General features: G+C 70.5%; 16 protein-coding genes. 7 read left to right on the plus strand and 9 right to left on the minus strand.

From position 1 onward, the window contains the following. Positions 1 to 64: 64 nt before the first annotated feature. Positions 65 to 976 (minus strand): DUF4862 family protein, encoded by a 912-nt coding sequence (locus tag HYV14_09585; GenBank protein ID MBI2386250.1) that lies wholly within the window; start codon positions 974 to 976, stop codon positions 65 to 67. Between the two features lie 108 nt (positions 977 to 1,084). Here HYV14_09585 and HYV14_09590 point away from each other — a divergent pair, with 108 nt between their 5' ends. The 6 genes from HYV14_09590 to HYV14_09615 all read left to right on the plus strand — a co-directional run bounded on the left by HYV14_09590 (position 1,085) and on the right by HYV14_09615 (position 8,367). After that, positions 1,085 to 2,509, plus strand: coding sequence for a phosphatidylserine/phosphatidylglycerophosphate/cardiolipin synthase family protein (locus HYV14_09590; GenBank protein MBI2386251.1), 1,425 nt, complete (start codon positions 1,085 to 1,087; stop codon positions 2,507 to 2,509). A gap of 44 nt (positions 2,510 to 2,553) precedes the next feature. Beyond that, a complete protein-coding gene (locus HYV14_09595) occupies positions 2,554 to 4,614 on the plus strand; it encodes a protein kinase (GenBank protein MBI2386252.1) in 2,061 nt (686 codons plus the stop codon). Between the two features lie 58 nt (positions 4,615 to 4,672). Further along, positions 4,673 to 5,122, plus strand: coding sequence for a MarR family transcriptional regulator (locus HYV14_09600; protein MBI2386253.1), 450 nt, complete (start codon positions 4,673 to 4,675; stop codon positions 5,120 to 5,122). Positions 5,123 to 5,133: 11 nt separating this feature from the next. Beyond that, entirely contained in the window at positions 5,134 to 5,859 is a 726-nt protein-coding gene (locus HYV14_09605; GenBank protein ID MBI2386254.1) for a pirin family protein, read from the plus strand. A gap of 133 nt (positions 5,860 to 5,992) precedes the next feature. Further along, a complete protein-coding gene (locus tag HYV14_09610) occupies positions 5,993 to 7,996 on the plus strand; it encodes a VacB/RNase II family 3'-5' exoribonuclease (protein MBI2386255.1) in 2,004 nt (667 codons plus the stop codon). A gap of 170 nt (positions 7,997 to 8,166) precedes the next feature. Further along, positions 8,167 to 8,367, plus strand: coding sequence for a hypothetical protein (locus tag HYV14_09615; protein ID MBI2386256.1), 201 nt, complete (start codon positions 8,167 to 8,169; stop codon positions 8,365 to 8,367). On the opposite strand, the gene HYV14_09620 is transcribed toward HYV14_09615, so the two are convergent. From HYV14_09620 to HYV14_09635, 4 genes are all read right to left on the minus strand, one after another. Next, positions 8,341 to 9,594, minus strand: a complete 1,254-nt coding sequence (locus tag HYV14_09620) for a Y-family DNA polymerase (protein MBI2386257.1) — start codon at positions 9,592 to 9,594, stop codon at positions 8,341 to 8,343. The genes HYV14_09615 and HYV14_09620 overlap by 27 nt on opposite strands. Before the next feature lie 2 nt (positions 9,595 to 9,596). After that, entirely contained in the window at positions 9,597 to 9,887 is a 291-nt protein-coding gene (locus tag HYV14_09625; protein ID MBI2386258.1) for a hypothetical protein, read from the minus strand. Positions 9,888 to 9,986: 99 nt separating this feature from the next. Then, the gene (locus HYV14_09630) at positions 9,987 to 10,538 is read right to left on the minus strand and encodes a hypothetical protein (protein ID MBI2386259.1); all 552 of its coding nucleotides are present in this window, start codon (positions 10,536 to 10,538) and stop codon (positions 9,987 to 9,989) included. Between the two features lie 125 nt (positions 10,539 to 10,663). Further along, positions 10,664 to 11,122, minus strand: coding sequence for a D-tyrosyl-tRNA(Tyr) deacylase (locus tag HYV14_09635; protein MBI2386260.1), 459 nt, complete (start codon positions 11,120 to 11,122; stop codon positions 10,664 to 10,666). Between the two features lie 20 nt (positions 11,123 to 11,142). Between HYV14_09635 and thpR the strand changes: the two genes are divergently transcribed. Further along, the gene (gene thpR / locus HYV14_09640; protein MBI2386261.1) at positions 11,143 to 11,682 is read left to right on the plus strand and encodes an RNA 2',3'-cyclic phosphodiesterase; all 540 of its coding nucleotides are present in this window, start codon (positions 11,143 to 11,145) and stop codon (positions 11,680 to 11,682) included. On the opposite strand, the gene HYV14_09645 is transcribed toward thpR, so the two are convergent. The 4 genes from HYV14_09645 to HYV14_09660 form a co-directional block, all read right to left on the minus strand. Continuing rightward, entirely contained in the window at positions 11,679 to 12,899 is a 1,221-nt protein-coding gene (locus HYV14_09645; protein MBI2386262.1) for a hypothetical protein, read from the minus strand. The genes thpR and HYV14_09645 overlap by 4 nt on opposite strands. 2 nt (positions 12,900 to 12,901) lie before the next feature. Then, entirely contained in the window at positions 12,902 to 13,675 is a 774-nt protein-coding gene (locus HYV14_09650; protein ID MBI2386263.1) for a hypothetical protein, read from the minus strand. Positions 13,676 to 13,745: 70 nt separating this feature from the next. After that, positions 13,746 to 16,472, minus strand: coding sequence for a hypothetical protein (locus tag HYV14_09655; GenBank protein MBI2386264.1), 2,727 nt, complete (start codon positions 16,470 to 16,472; stop codon positions 13,746 to 13,748). A gap of 353 nt (positions 16,473 to 16,825) precedes the next feature. Further along, a complete protein-coding gene (locus HYV14_09660) occupies positions 16,826 to 19,138 on the minus strand; it encodes a carboxy terminal-processing peptidase (protein MBI2386265.1) in 2,313 nt (770 codons plus the stop codon). Positions 19,139 to 19,176: the final 38 nt, after the last annotated feature.

Consider the following 19,176-nt stretch of genomic DNA (forward strand, 5'->3'; position numbering starts at 1 on the left):
TATCGCATAGCGCGCCGCGGGCGAAATACTGAAAATACCGGAATGCCTGACACCAAGATTATCGTTAGCGGAGGGCGTTCAGGCCGTCTTGGATGACGGCCAGGCGCTGCGGGACGGTGAGGGACGCGGGCTTGGTCTGGAGCTTGAGGCCTATGATGGGGCAGCCCGGCGCGGCGGAAAGCGCGGCTCGGGCGGCGGCGGGGGTGAGGAGGGACTCGGGGACGGTCGTGGAGAAGGGGACGTGGGAATCGCGCCAGGCGCCGTACTCCGGGTGGGCGGGCGCGGCGCCGGAGAAGAACAGGGCGCCGAGCAGGTCGGCCTGGACGGCGCGGGCGATGTGCTCGAGCGGACCCTCGGCGGAGCGAGTCTCGACGGCGGAGCGGCCCCAGTTGATCGCGACGGCGACGGGCGTGCGGCCGCCGGAGAGCTTGGCCGCGAGGACGTCGTCCTCCACGCTCAGGAAGCCCTTGTCGGGCTCGAGGCCGGGCACGGCCGCGTCGCAATGCTCGACGAGCAAGGAGGCGCCCTGCCAGTCGCGCTCGCGCAGGTCGGTGAGGGCCTCGGCGAAGCCGTCGAGCGAGCGCTTGGCGCGCGAGCCGTCCAGGCGCGGGGCCGAGTGCACCATGACCGCGCGCACGGCGCGGCGGCCGAGGGCGGCGTTCAGCTTCTCCACGGCCCGGCGCGCGCTCTCGACGTAGTCGACGGCGCGGCTCCGGGCGTCGGAGTCGGCGCTCGCCAGTCCGAAGCGCCGGTCGCCGGCGAGGCGGTCCATCGTGCCGGGCAAGGTGGTGAGGACGAGCGACCACTCGGGGCGGATCTGGCCGATCAGCCAGCCCTCGTCGCGGCGGTGCAAAGACCCGAAGAACGGCTGCTCGAGGCCGGCGAGGTCCATGTCGGCGAGCCCTTCGTACAGGGCGGCTTCGGCGGCTTCATCGAGGCCGGACGAGGCGGCGTAGGCGCCGACGTGGATCTTCACGCGCCTATCCTATATAAGAATCGTCGTCCCGGGCCTAGGCCTTTTGCCGAGAGGTCGCCTAGGCCGTTTGGACGAAGCTCCGGCGCCGCGCGGGAGTAGACTTGGCTCATGGCGAACACAAGACATCGTTTTGCGCTCGTTCTCGCGATGTTGCCGTCGTTGTGCGCCGCTCAGGTCCGGTTCTCGTCGTCGTTAGGGCCCGTCGGGACGCTGCCCGTTCCGTTGACGCCGTTCTCTTCCTTCACCGCTCCCGCCCTCTCCCTCTCTGCGTTGTCCGTCCCGTCCCTGTCCCCGAGCCTGACGCCGTCGTTCGCCCCCGCGCTCACGGCCGCCGTGCCGGTCTCCCTCGAGCAGGGCCGCGTCTTCTTCGACGGCGCGGCCGCGAAAGCGGACGCGCCGGCCCCGGCGAGCCCCGCGGTCGCTCCGCGCGGAGACTCCGTCTCCTTGAACGGAGAGGTCCTCCCGTCGCGCATGTTCTCCGACCAGACCTCGATCTCCGGCCATCTGATCCGCGCCATCGACGCCTCGCGGGAATCGATCGACATCGCCATCCACGGCCTGGCCCTGCGCGAGGTGGCCGCCGCCCTGGTGCGCGCCAAGAAGCGCGGCGTGAAGGTCCGCGTCGTGATGAACCAGACCCACGTGTTCCCGGAGAAGCCGCGCGACACGCGCAGCGCCGAGGTCCAGCAGCTCATCGACCTCGGCTTCGCCATGAAGATGCTCCGCGGCGGCGACATGTTCGGCGTCATGCACAACAAGATCGCGATCTTCGACGGGACGGTCCTCGAGACCGGCTCCTACAACTGGACCCACGCCGCCGACGCCTGGCATTGGGAGAACGCGATGTTCCTCGCCGAGCAGGCGCGCGTCAAGGCGTTCCAGGCCTACTGGGAGTGGATGTGGTCCATCTCCGCGAGGATCACGAGCCAGGCGCCCCCGCGCCCGGAGCCGATCCCCGAGGGCCAGCCCCACCCCGGCCTGCCGCCCGCGCCCCAGGACCCGGCGCGTCCGGTGAGCTTCAACGGGGAGGCGTTCCCCGCCCAGGCCTTCTCGCCGCTGGGCGTGACCGCCCACCTCGTGCGCGCGATCGACGCGTCGCGAGCCTCGATCGACCTGGCCAACTTCTCCTTCACCTCCGAGGACCTGCGCGACGCCCTGCTGCGGGCCAAGGAACGCGGCGTGAAGGTCCGCATCGTCTTCGACGCGCAGCAGTACAAGTATCTTTCCGAGATGCACTGGTTCGCCGACCACGGCTTCGACGTCCTGCTCTCCGCCGGCAAGGGCGGGGAGAAGGGCGTCATGCACAACAAGTTCGCGGTGTTCGACGGCGCGCTGGTGGAGGCGGGCTCGTTCAACTGGACGCGCAACGGCGAGAAGAACAACTACGAGAACGCGATGTTCCTCGACGCGCCGGACGACGTCGCCGCCTTCATGGCCGCCTTCAAGCGCGTCCGCGACCAGGCCTGGGCGCCCGCGCCGGACGATCACTCCGGCCCTCACGCCGCCCCCGAGGATTTCAACCACGCGCACTGATTTTCAGGGTTGACGGCGGGAGGGTCTGAGGCTACACTGGGCGGGTGAGGCGGTCCCGATCCAAGAGGCTTGTTTCCCTGTCCGTTCTCGCGGCGGGCCTCGCGCTGGTCTTCGCGCGGCCTCCGTCGGCCCTCGGCCAGAAAGAGGGGGTGGCGGCTCCCATCGATCCCTGCGCGGGGCCGGCGGCCGCCGTAAATCCGCGGTGCAACCCCGGCGCCGCCAACATGGTCGCGCCGGGCGCCAACCCGCCGCCGTCGGGAAACGGGACCAACACGGCCCCGCCGAACCTCGACCTCGGCGGTCCGCATAACGGGAGCGGCGCCGGCGGCGGCCCATCGAACCTCCTCGGCGGCGCCCTGACCGCGGCGGTCAATACGCCGGGCGCCGCCGCCGCTCCAGCGGGCGCCGGCGCAGCCGGCCAGGCCGGCGCCGGAGGGATCCCGGGCGGGGGCGCGCCGGCCTCGGCCGCTTCGCCGTTCGGCCCGGGCTCGGAGCTGGCGATCAAGGCCGGCGTCCAACTGCAGATGGGCGACCTGTCCGCCGCCTGCGAGACCTCCCGCGCCGCCCTCGCCCTCGACCCCAAGGACGCCAAAGTGCTCAAGATCGAGGGGCTCGCCTGCCGCTCCGGCCTGGCGAGCGGACCGAAAGCCGTCAACGGCGGCGACCTCAAGCCCGCGCCCGGAGGAAAGGAAGTGGCCCTCGACGCGGGCTCCCGCTCGAAGCTGCTGCGCGGCGCCGCCGGCGGGGGGGCCATGACCGGCCCGGACGCGCTGCAAGCCTGGCTGGCGCGCATCGGCGAGATGAAGGCGCTCGGCGACGACGGCCAGGTGATCATGCTGTGCGACGAGGCCCTGCAGGAGTTTCCCGGCAACACGAACCTCCTCGACGCGAAGGCCACGGCGCAGAACAAGCTCAAGGACTTCAAGGGAGCCCTCAAGGCGGCCAACGAGGCGCTCGAGCTCGACCCGAAGGACGCCGTCGCCTGGGCGAACCGGGCGTTCGCGCTCGGCGGCCTCGGCGACGATAAAGGGATGATCGCCTCCCTGCGCGAGGCGGCCGCGCTCGATCCGCGCTTCGAGGCGGCGTTGAAGGCCGCTTTGGCCGCCGAGGCGGCGGGGCTGTTCGACGCCGCGGCCAAGCCGGGGTTCAAGCTGCCGGCCCTGCCGATGGCGGTCTGGATCGGCGTGCCGGCCGCGCTGGGCTTCTTCCTGATGCTGGTCGTCGTGCTCCTCGTCCGGCGTTCGGCGCCGCGGCCGGAGGCCGCCGCCGCGCCCATGGGGCCGGTGACGCCGCGAGCGATCGGGGCCGGGGACGTCCTGGGAGGGAACTTCCGCGTCGACGGCGAGCTCGGCCGCGGCGGCATGGGCATCGTCTACGACGCCCACGACGAGAAGCTCGACCGGCGCGTGGCGATCAAGCAGCTCCAGCGCGACGCGGGCACCACGCCCGGCGACGTCGCGCGCTTCCTCAAGGAGGCGCGCCTCGTCGCCAAGCTCAAGCATCCCAACCTGGCCGAGATCCACACCGTCCTCGAGGAGAGGGGCGAGCTCCTGCTCGTCTTCGAGTTCGTCGACGGGCGCACGCTCGACAAGGTCATCGCGACCAACCGCGGCCTGCCGCTGGCGCAGGCGGAGAAGATCCTCGACGGGATCGCCGGAGCGCTCGACTACGCGCACCGCCTGAAGATCATCCACCGCGACCTCAAGCCGTCGAACGTGATGGTCTCGCGGGACGGCGCGACGATCAAGGTGATGGACTTCGGCATCGCGCATCAGGCGACCTCGACCGGGCTGACGCGGACCGAGGCCTCGGGCACGCCGCCGTACATGGCGCCCGAGCAGGGCATGGGCTCCGTCTCGAAGTCCTCCGACCTGTACGCGCTGGGCGTGATGACCTACGAGATGCTCTCCGGAGTCCGTCCCTTCGACGGGCCGGACTTCCTCGAGCCGAAGCTGCGCAAGGAGTTCGTCCCCGTCACCCAGCGCGGCCGAGCCCTGCCCGCCGGGCTCGACGCGTTCTTCGCCGCGGCGCTCGATCCCGACCCGACGAAGCGCCCGGCCACGGGCGCGGCGTTCCTCCTCGCCTTCCGCCAGGCCTGCTCCTGACCTTGACTTCCGCCGGCCCCGGGGCTATAATGAAGGTAATAGTTCAACATTAAACTATATGGGACCGCGCTACCGGGGTACGAAGACGGAAGTCCGCGCGCTCGTCGCGTTCGTGGCGCTGCAGCGCGCGGCGGAGTCCGTGATGAGCGCCACCCAAGAGGAGATCGTCCGCGCGGGGCTGACGCAGAGCCAGTTCGGGGTGCTCGAGGCGCTGCTGCACCTGGGGCCGCTGTGCGCGAAGGACCTCGCGAGGAAGATCCTGCGCACGAAGGGCAACCTGACGCTCGTCATCGAGAATCTGGAGAAGGGGGGCCTCGTCGTCCGGACGGCGCGCGACGAGGACCGGCGCTATCTCACGGTGGCGCTGACGAGGAAGGGCCGCCGCCTGGTCGCCGGGATGTTCCCGCGCCACGCGGGGACGATCGTGAAGGCGTTCAAGATACTGACGGCGGAGGAGCAGGAGGAGCTGCGGCGGCTGTGCCGCAAACTCGGCAAGGCGCAGGGCTAAAGGAGGCGGTCATGAACACCAAGGAAGGCTACATCGAGGTCCGGAAGGCGGGAGACCGTTTCCACACGAAGATCTCCTGGCTCGACGGCAGTCACAGCTTCAGCTTCGGGTCGCACTACGACCCGACGAACACGCATCACGGCCTGCTCCTCGTCAACAACGAGGACTACATCGAGCCGATGAAGGGCTTCTCCACGCACCCGCACCAGGACATGGAGATCGTGACCTGGATGCTCGAGGGCGAGGTCGAGCACAAGGATTCGATGGGCAACGCCGGGATCATCTATCCCGGCCTGGCCCAGCGCATGAGCGCCGGCACGGGCATCTACCACTCGGAGATGAACTCCCGCGGCGAGACGCGCGCGCATCTCGTGCAGATGTGGGTGCCGCCGGACACGGACCGCATCACGCCCGGCTACGAGCAGCTCGACATCACCTCGGAGCTCGCCAAGGGCGGGCTCGTCGCGCTCGCCTCGGGGAATAAGGACCTCGCCGCCATCCGCATCAAGCAGAAGGACGCGACCTTGTGGGTCGGCCGTCTGGCTCCGGGCAAGACGGTCAAGGTCCCCGAGGCCTCCCACGTCCACCTGTTCGTCGCCAAGGGCTCCGGCACGCTCGCCGGCGCCGGCGACCTGTCCCAAGGCGACGCCGCCCGCCTCGTCCGCGCCGGCTCCCCCGTCTGGACCGCGGGCCCCAAGGGCTCCGAGATCCTCATCTGGCAGACCCAGGTCGGCTGAAACCGGTGCCAGGCCTCCCATTATCCCATTACCCACCCCGCCGGCGATGGGGGTAATGGGATAATGGGAGGCCTGGCACCTTAACTCCAGTCGGCTGAAGGCGGCGGCGGGCGATAAATGCCACAATGACGGGATGAGAGGACGAGGACGCGGCGGGTTCCACAGCCCGAAGGGCGGCAACCGGGGCGGGGGCAAGAGCTCCGGGGGCGGGCAGTTCCTCGACGGCAAGCTCCAGCACAAGGGGCGCTTCGGCTTCCTGCTCTCCGAGGCCGTCGGCGTGGCGGACGTGTTCGTCAGCGGCCCGACGCTGAGCCTCGCCATGGACGGCGACCGGGTCAAGGTCCGCCTCGGCGGCGAGCGCAACGGCAAGCGCATGGGCGAGATCGTCGAGGTCCTCACGCGCGCCCGCACGACGGCCGTCGGCTTCCTGCGCAAGGCCGGCAAGTACTGGGCCGTCGTCCCCGAGGGCACCGACGAGTCCCAGGCGATCGTCGTCCTGTCCCTCGCGCCGGGCGTCAGCCCCGAATCGGGCATGCTCGCCGCGATCAAGATCGACCGCTGGCCCACCGAGAACCAGGTCGCCGGCGGGACGCTCACGCAGATCCTCGGCCGCGCCGAGGAGCCGAAGGTCCGCCTCGCCGCCACGCTCGCCCAGCGCGAGATCGACGTCAAGTTCCCGAAGGCCGTCGAGAGCGAGGCCGCGAGGTTCGGCCTCGACCCGACGCCCGAGCAGTGGGCCGGGCGCAAGGAGCTGTTCCACCTCCCGGTCTTCACGATCGACGGCGCCGACGCGAAGGACTTCGACGACGCCGTGTCCCTCGAGGAGCTTCCCGGCGGGCGTTGGCGCCTGGGCGTGCACATCGCCGCCGTCGCCGAGTACGTCAAGCGCGGCTCGGCCGTGGACGCCGAGGCGGTCAAGCGCGCCACCAGCGTGTACCTGCCCGGCCGCGTCATCCCGATGCTGCCGCCGAACCTCTCCGACCACCTGTGCTCGCTGCGTCCCGACGTGCCGCGGCTGACCGTGACCTGCTGGCTCGAGCTCGACGAGCACGGCGCGCCGGGAAAGGTGGAGCTCGAAGAGACCGTCATCCGCTCCTGCCGGCGCTTCACGTATGAGGAAGTGCAGGACGTCGTCGACGGGAAGGCCGTCGAGCGCGTGACGCCGGAAGTCAAAGCGGTGGTCCTTAAGATGGGAGCCCTCGCCAAGAAGCTGACCAAGGTCCGCATGAGAAGAGGGGCGCTCGATTTCATGACGACCGAGTATTACGTCAAGATGGACGAGCAGGGCCAGCCGCTCGTCGTCCTCAAGCGCCCGCGCCTCGACAGCCACCGCCTCATCGAGGAGTTCATGGTCGCGGCCAACGAGGCCGTCGCCCGCACCTTGTCGAAGCACAAGGTCCCCTTCATGCGCCGCCTGCATGAGACGCCCGACCCCGTCCGGCTCCAGGCGCTGCAGGAGGAGATGGGCCAGCTCGGCATCGTGGCCAAGACCTCGCTCGTCGCGCATCCCGTGGAAGGACTGCAGAGCCTGCTCGCGGCTGCCGTCGGCCATCCGTTCGAGGAGACCGCCAACATCCAGGTCATCCGCAGCCTGAAGCAGGCGCGCTACTCCGCCGAGGCCGGCGGCCACTTCGGCCTCGCGTCGAAGGACTACTGCCACTTCACCTCGCCGATCCGCCGCTACCCCGACCTGGTCGTCCACCGCGCCGTCAAAGGCCTGCTCAAGGGCGACAAGACGAGCCACGTCAGCGGCATCGACCTGGAAGGCCTGGCCGTGCACTGCTCCGAGCGCGAGCGCGGGGCCGCCGAGGCCGAGCGCAAGGCCGTGGACATGGCGCGCGCCGCGATCCTGGGCCGTTCCGTGGGCGAGATCTTCGACGGCGTCGTCATCAACGTCACCACCGCGGGAGCCTTCGTGTCCCTGTCCGAGTCCGGCGCCGTCGGCCTGTGGCGCGGCGCCAACGCGACGGTCGGCCAGAAGCTCAAGGTGAAGCTCACCGGCGTCGACGAGGCCATGGGCCGCATCGAGCTCGAGCCCGTCAAGGACTCCTTGCCCAACCAGATCCGCGTCACTCCCTGGCAGAACAAGCACAAGCCCGCCAAGCCCTCCCCCTGGCAGAAGCGCCGCCGCCGCTAGCCGCTCCCGTCCACTTTTCGGTGTCAGGCCTCATAATTTGAACAAAGAATGTTTCAAATTATGAGGCCTGACACTCTTAGTGACGCTAATTACTCGATCCTGAAATAGCGGCGTAACAGGTCGCGGGCATACTCCCGAGGTCGGGTCCCCTCCGACGGGAGTACACCGAGATGAACATCATGATGGTCGCGGCGGTCGCCGGTCATGGAAGCAACCCAGGTCTGCCGTGCCAGGAGGGGACGTTGTTCTGCCTGTTCCTGGCGATCGCGGGCTTGATGCTGCTCACCGCCGCGGCTTTGCTGGTCCGCCGCGAGGCGCCGAGGGACGCCGTGCGCTACGCGCGCTCACACCGCCGCACGAACGGTCTTTAGGTCCTCCCACCGGGTCGTCCAGCACGGGGACCGGCTCTCGCAGCGCGAGGCCCAGGACGTCGACGACTTCTCCCCGCCGTAGCGCAGGGCCCCCGCGCCGAGCGCGGCGTTGAGCCGGTCGACGGTCTTCGACAGCCGCGCCGACCTCTCCCCGGACCCGTCGTCGAAGAACTCGCTCTGCGCGGCGTCCGCGGCCTCCAGGCCGCCGAGCACGATCCCCGCCTTCTTGTACGCGCGCCCCTCCACGAAGAGCTTGTCGGCCAGCGCCTTCGCCGCGCGGATCAAGGTCGGAGTGTCGTTGGTCGGCGAGAGGTGGACGCTCTCGCCGTCCATCACGGGGCGGTCGTCCTCGCGCCAGCCGAAGTGCACGCCGAGCTCGCCGGCGCGCAGGCCGTGGCGGCGCGCGCGCTCCGCGGCGCGGGCGGCGAACGTGCCCAGCGCCGACTGCAGCGCCTCGAGGGAGTACACCGGCTTGCCGAAGGAGCGGGAGACGGTCACCGACTTGCGCGCGGCGGGCGCGTCGGCCAAGGTCAGGCAGGAGACGCCGCGCAGCTCGTGGGCCAGCTTCAGGCCGCCGATGCCGAGCGCGTTCTGGATGACCGCGTCGCGCGCGCGGGTGAAGTCCCCGGCGGTGCGCACGCCGTAGGGCGCCAGGCGCAGGGCGGAGCGCTTGGCGATGCCCCAGACGTAGGTGACGGGCGTCTCGTCCAAGATCTTTTCCCTCAGACCCGCGTCGAGCAGGGACAGCACGCCGCCGCATTTCTTCGCCTTGTCCGAGGCGAGCTTCGCCAGGGCCTTCGTCGGCGCCAGGCCGACGGCCACCGGCAGGCCGGTCCAGCGGCGCACCTCGGCGCGCAGGGCGTGGGCGCGGGTCTCGAGGAGATCGGCGCCTTCGGCGGGGAGCGTCAAAAAGGACTCGTCGACCGAGTAGTTCTCGACGACGGGAGCGTGGCGGTCGAGGACGGCGGAGACGCGGCGGGACATGTCCACGTACAGCTCGTGGTTGGCCGACAGCGAGACGATCTTGTGCTCGGCGACGAGCGCGCGGATCTCGAAGAAGGGCGCCGCCATGCCGACGCCGAGGGCCTTGGCCTCCTCGGAGCGGGAGATGACGCAGCCGTCGTTGTTGGAGAGCACGACGACGGGGCGCCCCTCGAGCTCGGGGCGGAAGGCGCGCTCGCAGGAGACGAAGAAGTTGTTGCAGTCGACGAGGGCGAAGACGGGCATCGCTACGGCGCGCGCACGACGAAGGTCACCACGCCCCAGATCTCGAGGCCGTCGTCCTCCCGCCAGCCGGGCGGCAGGCGCCGCGTCAGCATCTCGCCGCGCACGACCGCCACGATCACGCGCCCCGGAGCCGGAGGCTCGGCGCGGTCCACGATCAGGAGGTCGCCGTCCTTGACGTCGGCGTCGGGCGCCGACCCCGCGGCGCGCAGGAAGAAGGTGGCCGCCGGCCGCTTGATGAGGCGGTCGTCGAGCTTGAGGCCGACGTCGTCATAGTCCTCGCTGGCGACGAACATGGGGCTTAGTATAATCGAACAAGCGTTCGAGCGCAAGGGGTCGGGAAAGAAGAAGGGCCTCGCTTTCGCGAGGCCCTTTCGTCTTGAACGGCTTAAGGCTTAATAGGCGCCGATCTCGCTCTCGAGGTCCTGCTCGGGGAGGCTCTGGTGGCGGTCGGAGCGCACCGGGGACTTCTCGGCGGGCTGGCGGCGGCCGTCGAAAAGGTTGTCCAGGGCGTCGCGCTCGGCGACGGCGTCTTTGGGATTGTCGTCCTTGGCCGGCGCGGCGAGCTGGGCGCGCAGGGCAGGGTAGGGGAGGACGCCCTCGTGCGCGTTGAGCTTCCACATGTGCTCGGGGATCGCGGAGATGGGAAGAGAGGGCATCGTGGGGGCGATGACGGGGACCACCGGGGTCGGGATTTGGGCCGGGACCGGGGTCTGCGCCGGGGTCGGGGCGGGGGCGGCCGTCAGCACGATGGACGGGGCGAGGAGCGGCGCGGGGAGGCTGATGCGCGGGCTGATCACGATGTTGGGCACCGGGCCGGGGAGGTTCACGCCGGTACCGATGTAGATGTTGCCGCGGCCGCCGGGGAGGATCGAGGTCACCTGGGCCGAGGCCGAGGTCGCGAGGATCAGGGAGAGAACGGTGAAGAAAGTCGACTTGGTGTTCATTGCCCCTACAGTATATGGGGCGGGGCGGGAAACGCCGATGAGACCGGTCAACCCATGTAATTGATGTTAATCAATCGCAAATCGGATGTAAAAACAATACAAAATTTAAATATTGCCCGAAGGACCTAGAAGGTTTCGGTGTCCAAAACGATGGTCACGGGCCCGTCGTTGACCGATTCCACCGCCATGGAGGCGCCGAATTCGCCGGTCCGCACGGTCAGGCCCGCGGCCGCGAGCAGCGCGGCGGCGCGGCGATACAGCGGCTCGGCCTGGTCCGGGCGCGCGGCGGACGTGAAGTCGGGGCGGCGGCCGCCCTTGAGCGAGGCGCACAGGGTGAACTGGGAGACGAGGAGGATCTCGCCTTTGACGTCGGTCACCGACCGGTCGAACCTGCCTTCGTCGTTGGCGAAGATCCGGAGGGCGAGGAGCTTGTCCACGAGCTTCTTGAGCGAGGCTTCGTTATCCTCGAGGCCGACCCCCAGCAGGACGAGGAGCCCGGGGCCGGTCGAGCGCGTCTCGCCGGCATGGGCGCCGTCGCGCAAGGTCACGGAGGCCGACAAGACTCGTGTCGCCACGGCTCTCATGAGATATAGTTTATCTTCTTATGCGCCTGTTCATCGCCGTCGCCGCGGACGAGGAGGTCAAGGCGGCCGCCGCCGAGGCCGTCGCGCGCCTGCGCCGGGCCGGCGGGAGCTTCCGCTGGGTGGACCCGCGCGACATGCACACGACCTTGCGCTGGTTCGGCGCGGTGGACGAGAGCCGGCTGCCCGAGATCCGGGAGCTGATGACGCGCGCCGCCGCGGCGACGGCGCCGTTTTCGGTCGTGTACGGCGCCGTGGACGCGTTCGACTCCCACGAGGAGGCGCGCGTGGTCTGGATCGGCCTGGCCGAGGGCAAGGAGCCGATGGAGAGGCTCGCGGGGCTGCTCTACCGAAACGAGCCGCGGCCCTACGCGCCGCATCTCACCTTGGGGCGCAACCGGGACGACGCCGCCCCGCCCGGGTTCGTCGCCGCGCTCAAGGCGGAGCCGGTCCTGGGCCTGCGCCGCCCGGTGACGAAGATCAGCCTGTACGCGAGCAAGCCCGCGCCCTTCGGCCACGCCTACGAGATACTCTTCGAGGCCGACCTGACCGGGGCCGTTTAATTCGGCGGCGTGTCGGTCGCCGGCTCGACTTCGGGGATGGTCGGGATCAGGCTTTCCAGGTTGGAATTCCCGGGAGCCGTGTCCGTCGAGGACTTCAGCGGCGTGCCCGGCGCCGATCTCGGCGCCGAGCCGCTCGAGCCTGCGGGCGCGCCCGAGGAGCCGCCCCCGCCTCCGCCGCCGCCCACGGCCTGCGAGGTGGTCCCGCGCAGGAGCTCGGGGTGGTTGATGACTTCCTTCCAGCTGCACACCGGCGAGACGTTCGAGCAGGCCCCGACCCAGCCGTTGCCGTAGGCCCAGGCGAGGAACGGGTTGACGGGCTGGACCTCGACGCTGCCGTTGCCTTTGTAGGTCCAGCGCGGACCGATCCTGCCTTCGCGGTTCCTTCCCAGGACCTCGCCCTCGCACTGGACGCGCAGGGGGTCGCCCTCCGGGCGCAGGGGACAGCACCCGCGGCCGGAGAACCCGACCGCCGAGCAGTAGCTTCCCGAGCAGACGATGGGTGTCGAGTCCACGACGCGGCGGTTGCCGTTGCCGCCCATCAGGTGGAGATTGATGTGATGCAGCCCCGGGGGCTTCGGCCAGCAGCCGGTGACGCCGGGAGGCGGCGTGAGGGCGTTCGAGCCCGCGGCGGGACCGGCCGAGGTCCCGGATCCGGCCGCGGGCGAGGGCAGCCCCGTGTAGCCGGCGGGCGAGACGTACGGCTTCTCGAAGCCTTTGGGCGCGGAGTGGCCGGCGTCGTAAGCGTTCCACTGCCACTTGGGCTTGCCGTCGGCGCCGTCGACCACCGTGACGTAGCCGCCGTTGCCGGCGAGGTCCGTGGCGCCGCCCTTGCCGTGGCTGGCGTTGTCCTGGCCCAAGGCCTGCTCGATGAGCTTCTGGTTCTCGGGCGTGGGCGGCAGGGACTGGGCCAGGCGGGCGAACTCGCTCTTGGGCGAGCCCGGCAAAGTGCTTCCGTCACCGGAGAAGCCGGAGAGGAGGTTGGCGAAGGCGCCCTTCTCGTAGCCGTCGCCTTTCTGGATGAGAGCGTCTCCCATCTTGGCGCGGGCCGCCGCGGCGTCCGCCGCCGCGTTCGAGCCCTTGGCGTCCGCGGCGATCTTGTCGGCGTCGAGCGCGGGGCCGCAGCCGCTCCCTCCGCCGCCGATCCCGCCGCAGGCCATCGCCGCGAAGACGACGACGAGGGGCGCGGCCCGGCGCGCGTCGAGGCCGAGCATGCTCATGGCTAGGGCTTGTAGTTGGGCACCTGATAGGACGTCTCGCCGCACGCCTTGGACACGTTCGAGCAGGCGCGGACGACGCCCTTGCCGTACGCGAAGGCCAGGAAGGGGTTATCCGGGTGCCGTTCGACCCTGCCGTCGCCGCCGGCGTAGGACCAATGCGGCCCCGCGATGCCGTCGGTGGGGTCCGTTCCGAGCAGGATCAGCTCGCAGGCCACGCGCAGGGGATGGCCCTCGGGCTTGACCGGGCAGCAGCGGCGGTTGTCGTCGCCCATCGTCTCCTGGCAGTAGCGCTCGTGCCGCGTGCCGGCGTCGGTCGAGCAGACGATGGGGGTGGAGTCGACCCGGAAGCGGTTCCCGTTGCCGCCCATCAAGTGGACGTTGATGTGGTGAAGGGGAGGCATGTCGCAGCCCTTGTCGTCCTTCGGCGGCTTGCCCAGGGGCGGGGTCGGCGAGGAGGACTGGTCGTCCTCTTCCTCGTCGCCGGCGCCTGGACGGCGCGGCAGCGCTCCGCCGCCTCCTCCCCCGCCTCCTTCGTCGCGGCGCGCGGCCGCCGGGCGGGGATGATTCTTGTAGCCCCGCGCGGCTTTCTTGACCGGGATCGGTTCCGCCGCGGGCGCGGCCGCCTCCGTCGTGGTGGTGGTCGTCGTCGGGGCTTGGTCGGCCTCCTGCGCGGCGGCCTCCTCGGTGTTCTCGTCTTCTTCGGCTGGAGCCCGGCTCGGGAAGGCGGCGAAAGCGGCCAGGACGGCGCACACGGCCAGGAAACGGGGGATATTCATGGATGGACCTCGCGTGACAAAAGTGTAGGTCCAGCCCCGGGCCTTGTCAAGGTTGTAATTAGGCCGCGGATCAGAACGCTTCGTACTGCGGCTTCCACAGCCGCGAGAAGCCGATGGACACGCCCAAGGTCGTGACGTAGCCCTTGTCCGGGCGGGTCTTGAGCTGGAACCAGTAGAAGTCGAAGTAGGGTGCGACCGACAGGTACTTGCGGACCGGGATGCGCAGCTTGACGTTGAAGTCTCCCTCCAGACGCAGGTCGCCCGCGGTGTCCTGCTTGGTCAGGAAGAAGTAGTTGTTCCACAGCTCGCCGTGGAGCAGCGCCTTGGCGGGGCCGATCTCCCGCGAGAACACGGAGCGCAGGCGCAGACCGCTCTGGGTGTTCGGCGGCTCGCGGCCGAGGTCGCGCTTGAGGATGCCGGAGAGCACGAGCGTGCGCACGAAGGTCCCGTCGAAGAACTCGACGCCGGGGAAAAGGCTGTAGGCCTGCTTGCGGCGCAGCCCCAGGGTGGACTCGAACTCGCCGTCGTACTGCAGGCCGAGCGAGGGGCCCCAGGAGCGCGCGAGCCACTCCCGGCGGATCTGGCCCGCGCGGTGAGTGCCCAAGGTCAGCAGCATGACGCGGTTGGAGGCGAGGTTGACGGTCGCCGGCGCGTTGCGCGGCTCGATGCGGCTCTTCGCGTACTCCGCCTCGACGGTGTTCGTCCACTTGAACTCGCTCTTGAGGTACTCGGCGTCGGCCTTGAACACTCCTCCGACGAGCATCTCGTTGAAGCCCTGGATGCGGGAGTTGGGCACCGCGTTGAACTCGTCGGAGCGCACGACCTTGGTCTGGCGCAGGTTCAGGCCCACGTCGCGGAAGTTCAGGCGCCAGAGGCCGGGTGCGCTCAGCGGCGCGCCGGCCATCCACGCGCGCCAGTCGGAGGCGCTCGCGCCGTCGGAGCGGGGCCTCAGCTCGCCGAGCACGGCGTCGTCCACCGTCGGAGTCCCGGCGAGCAGCTCATAGGGTTCGGGCAGGCCCAGCGCCTCGGCGGCCGTCCTGGAGGTCGCGAGCCGGTAAGCGCCCTTGGCGTCGAGGGGCACGCCGCGAAGGCGGCCCTTCGGGTCGAAGCCGGACACCGTGAAGCGCAGCTTCGCGTCGACCGGCAGGCCGGCATCCTCGCGGCGCGCCTGCCCGGCGGCTTCGGCCGCGAGGCTCTTGAGCCGCGAGCCCGGGAGCGAGACGAGCACGGCCTGCCCGGCTCCGCCGAGGTTCGCGCGGATCAGGCCCTCTCGGACGCCGCCCGGCGTGTCGCCCATCATCCGCGACACGGGCAGCAGGCCCGCCTCGGCGCGCCCCCGCTCGGACAGCAGGCCCGCCGAGAGCGTCCAGAACTCGCGCGCCGTGTAGAACGGCCACCGGCGTCCCGTGCCCGCGAAGACGGCGCGCGCGGGCGGGATCAAAGGGCTCTCGGTCGAGGCCGACGCGACGAAGGCATCCCACGCGCGGATCGGGAAGCCGTCGAGCTGCAGCGCGAGGTCGTCGAGCAGGCGCGCGGAGCTCGTCACCGTCCACGACGCCCGCTCGTCCTCGACGCGCCGGTCGATCTCGTAGACGTTCAGCGCGGGGCGGTACGCGCGCAGCGCCGGGAACGGCTGAGCGTAGGCCGGGCGCTCGGCCTGGGCGACGGCGACCGAGGGCGGCGGGACGGTCGAGAAGCCATCGGGCCCCTCGCCGAGCACGAGGTCGACGCCGGTCTCGTTCATGATGCGCGCGGAGCGCGCGAGCTCCGGCGGGGCGAGCAGGACGACGACGTCGGCGTCGGCGCGCAGGCGGGGGATGAGCTCGTCGACGGCGGTCGCCGCGTCGCGCACGGCCAGGCGGCCGGGCCCGAAGCGGGGGAGGAGCTCGCCGGCGGAGTCGGGCGTCAGCCCCACGAGGGCGACGCGCGTGCCGGAGGCGTCGACGACCGCGTACGGGGGGAAGGGCCCGCGCGCGGAGTCCGTCGAGTAGATGAGGTTCGCCGAGAGGAAGCGCACGCCGTCGGGATGCCCGTTCCGGTAGGCCTCGAGGTCGGACCAATGCTCGACCTCGGAGGCGGAGACCGCCGACCAGCGCAGGCCCGTCCGCTCGAGGGCGTCGAGGACCTCCAGCGGCGTCCCGTCGGACATCGTCGAGCCCAAGGTCCCCCCGCGGGCGACGCCGATCCACGGCCGCGGCGCCTCGGCCGCGGCGGCCGCCAGGCGGGCGAGGCCGCCGTGCTCGCGGGCGGGGATGAGCACCGCCATGTCCCGTCCTTTCCAGCGCACGCGGTAGAAGCCGGCGATGCCTTGGCGCCAGCGGCGGGTCGCGGGGCGGTCGAGCTCGGCGCTCAGAGTCAGCGTCGTCGCGCCGGTCCGGGAGACGTAAGCCGAGGCCTCGGCTTCCCGCTCGCGCAGCGCCATCGCGCCGTAGACCGGGAACGTCGTCGGGTCGGCGGCCGACTTCACGAGCGCGGCGACGAAGTCCTCCGCCGGCGGGTAGACGAACGCGACGCCGTGCTCCGACTCGAGCGCGACGGCGGTGGAGGCGGAGTCCGTCGGCGGCGCGCCGAGCGCGCTCGGCAGGCGGCAGATGTGGTCGTCGCCGGTGAACGAGCAGGCGACGAAGTCGACGCCGAGCAGCTCGGCGTCGCCGCCGGCGTCGCGCAGCGCGCGCTCGAGGGCCGGGAGGACGGCCGTCGTCGCGGCCGAGGGCGTGTCCTCGATCAGAGCCAAACGCACGGGAGGCGCCGCATTCGCGGAAACGGCGACGGCTACGGCGAGCAGGAACGCGATCACGAGACGGGCATTCTATCAAACGCCGATATGGGCGGGGGCCGGCGACGTGATGTCCTCGGGGACGCGCGGCATTGAGCCGCGCTCGGGTCTTGCGCGACCCATGAGCATCGCGGTCGCGCGACCCACGCCCCTCGGACATCGCGTCGCCGGCCCCCCTGCATGAACGAAGATGGAGGAAACCCCCGGGCGGACGAGCCCTAGCCGCCGTCGATCCGATGTCTGGCGGGGCGTGGGGTCGCCGCGACGTTTGCTCCGTCGATCGCGGACGACCCCGAGCGAGGCTCAATGCCGAGCGGCCCCGCCAGACATCGGATCGACGGCGGCGACGCGAACCCTCCGCCCGGGGGCTTCCGCTATTGGGTGACGGCGTTGCGGGAGCGGCGCTCGGCCTGGCCGACGGGCGGCGGCGTCAGCGCGGTCAGGTCGGCCGCGATGCGCAAAGTCTCGTCGAGCACGGAGTCGGGCGCGTCGGACGAGGCCCCGGGGGCGTCCTCGTCGTCGTCGAGCGGCGCGGGAGGCGTCGCGGCCGTCGCGGTCGACACGGCGGGGGCCTTGCCGTCGAGTATGGCCAAGGTGATCTCCTCGGAGGCGAAGGGCTTGTCCTTGCGGGCGGCGCGCTCCTTCTTGCGGGCGGCGGAGCGCTCCTCGTCGGTCTTGCGCTCGGCCAGCCGCGCCTTCTCGTTGAGCGAGAGGGCCTTGTCCTTCTTCTGCTTCTCCCAGCGCGCCATGTCCTCCTTGATCCACTGGAACTCACGGGAGGCGGCGACGCGGGCCGTCGAGGCCTTGGCCAAAGTCGAGAGGCGGGCCTGCAAAGTCGCGCTTCTGTCATAAGGCGCGGGCTCGACCTCGTCGTAGGGCAAGGCGCTCTTCTGGGAGCTTTCGGTGGACTCGCTGATGTCCCCGTAGAAGGGGATGTGGATGTCGGGCAGCACGCCGCGGTGCTGCGTCGAGCCGCCGGAGACCCGGTAGAACTTCTGGATCGTCAGCTTCAGCGCGCCGGGCTTGTAGGAGCGGTAGGCGGGGGGAAGGTACTGGTTCAGCTCGAGCACGGACTGCACGGTGCCCTTGCCGAACGTCTTGTTCTCGCCGACGACGATGCCGCGGCCGTAGTCCTGCAGGGCCGCCGCGAAGATCTCCGAGGCCGAGGCGGAGCCGTGCGCCGTCAGCACGATCATCGGGCCGTCGAAGCCGGTCATCGAGTCCGTGTCGCGCAGGAGCTTGATCGTGCCGCGCGCGTCCTTGACCTGGACGACGGGGCCGGCGTTGATGAAGAGCCCCGTCAGCGAGACGGCCTCCGACAGGGAGCCGCCGCCGTCGCGGCGCAGGTCGATGATCAGGGAGTCCACGCCGCGGCGCTTCATCTCGCCCACGAGGCGCTCGGTGTCGCGGGTGGCGCTCTTGCCGCCCTCGCCGCCGCGCATGTCGGCGTAGAACGATGGCAGGTCGAGCACCCCGACCTTCGAGGCCTTGCCGCCCTTGCCGGGCACGGTGAAGATCTTGGCCTTGGCCTCCTGGTCGGTGAGCTTGATCTCGTCGCGCACGAGCGTGATGACCACGCGCGTCGAGGGATCGATCGCGTCCGCGGGGATGACGCGCATGCGCACGACGGAGCCCTTCTCGCCGCGGATCATCTGCACGAGGCGGTCGAGCTTCATGCCGACGGCCTCGACGAACGGGCCGTCGCCCTGGGCGACCGCCTCGATCTTGTCGTTGGGCTTGAGGCGCTTGTCGGAGTCGGCGGGACCGCCGGGGACGAGCGAGACGATGCGCGCGTAGCCGTCCTCGGAGCGCAGCACGGCGCCGATGCCGACGAGGGAGAGCTTCATGCTGATGTCGAAGTTCTCCTTCTGGGCGGCGGCGAGGTAGTCGGTGTGCGGATCGAAGACGCGCGTCAGCGCGGAGACGAAGGTGGAGAAGATGTCGATGCCGTCGTACTCCTTGTAGCTGCGCAGGATGCGGTCGTAGCGCTGGTCGATCGTCTCCTTGGCGGTGAGCTCCTTCGCGGGCTTGGCCGGCGCGGCGCCTTCGGCGCCGGTCTGCGCCTCCTCCTTCTTGGCCTCGGGCTTCGGCGCCTCGGCGACGGCGGGGGCCTTATCCTTCTTCTCCTGCGCCGCCTTGGCGGCGGCGGCCTTGGCCTCGTCGCTCTTGAGCTTGGCGAGGCGCTCGAGCAGGACCTCGTGCTTGATGCGCAGGCGCCACAGCTCCTTGGCCTCCGCGGGCGTCGCGGGCCAGGGCAGCTCGTGGCGGTCGAGGACGATCTTGTCGTCGTTGGTGAAGGTGAAGGTGGAGGACGTCAGCGTCTTGACGAGGGCGACGCGCTCGTCGAGGCGCATCAGCACGCGCTCGTAGATCTCGTAGGCGGCCTCGACGTCGCCGTCCTTGATGCGGTCGTCGAGGGTCGTCGCGTACTTGGCCTCGAACTCGTCCACGTCGCTCTTCTCGAGGATCATGTGGTTGTAGTCGTAGGCCTCGAGGTAGTTGCGCAGGAACTCCTTGGAGACGGCGTCGTCGATCGGGCGGCGCGCGTAGTGGGTCTGCTCGAGCAGGCGGCCGACGAGCTCGGCGACGATCGGGCCGCCGCCGTATTTGTCGAAGGCGGAGGCCGGGACCGCGAGGATCAGGGCCAGGGAGACGGCGAGCAGACGGCGTAAGATCGGGAAGTTCATGGTGTTTTTACCTTTGCGCGGCGTTGCGGTCGACAAAT

It is taken from the genome of Elusimicrobiota bacterium (assembly GCA_016182905.1).
GTDB lineage: Bacteria > Elusimicrobiota > Elusimicrobia > UBA1565 > UBA9628 > GWA2-66-18.